Source organism: Sabulicella flocculans, from assembly GCF_045449635.1.
Classification (GTDB): Bacteria; Pseudomonadota; Alphaproteobacteria; order Acetobacterales; family Acetobacteraceae; genus Roseococcus.
In genome coordinates, this window is record NZ_JBJJBR010000060.1 from 1 (window position 1) to 845 (window position 845).

Sequence of the window (845 nt, forward strand, 5' to 3'; positions counted from 1 at the left end):
AGGTAGGGAACCAATACAACCCATTGAATCGTTTGTGCGTTTCGCCACTGATTGAGGTTCAGCGGTGGAGATTGGCCATGGCGCGGTTGTTCTGGTTGTCCGAGCAGGCGTGGACGGTGCTGGAGCGGCACCTGCCGCGGGGCAAGCCAGGCCGGCCGCGAGTGGACGACCGTCGCGTGATCAGCGGCATCCTGCATGTGCTTAAGACGGGTTGCCGCTGGCGTGATGTGCCGCCCGAGTACGGCCCGCCGACCACGGTCTACAACCGCTACAACAGGTGGTCCCAGCGCGGCATCTGGACCCGCCTGTTCGAGCGGGTGGCCGCCACGGGCGAGGTACCGGACGAGCTGATGATTGACAGCACGCACGTGAAAGCGCACCGCTCGGCGGCTGGCGGAAAAGGGGGGAGTGGACGCAGGCGATTGGTCGCTCGCGGGGCGGGCGCACCTCGAAACTTCATTGCTTGGCCGATGGTCGCGGCCGACCGGTCGCGCTGCTGCTGACACCGGGCAGTGTCGCCGACATCACAGTGGCTCCGCAGCTGCTCGGCGCCGTCGAGCCATCCCAGCGCCTGATCGCCGACAAGGCCTACGACGCTGACAGCTTGCGACGCTGGCTGGCAGCGCGTGGCACCGAGGCCGTGGTTCCGTCCAGTGCCGCGCGGCGCACGCCGTATCCACTCGACAGGAGCGCTTATAGACGGCGAAACCTCGTGGAACGCCTCATTTGCAGGCTCAAGAACTGGCGACGCATCGCCACGCGCTACGACCGCCTCGCCCGAAACTTCCTCGCCGCACTCGCCCTCGTCACTGCCGTCACCGAATGGAGCAAATGAGTCCCCAACC

Annotated in this window: 1 pseudogene; it reads left to right on the forward strand. The window is 66.3% G+C overall.

The annotated features are described in order from the left end of the window. The first annotated feature begins 77 nt into the window (after positions 1–77). Positions 78–835, forward strand: a pseudogene (locus tag ACI6QG_RS19605) (IS5 family transposase). Positions 836–845: the final 10 nt, after the last annotated feature.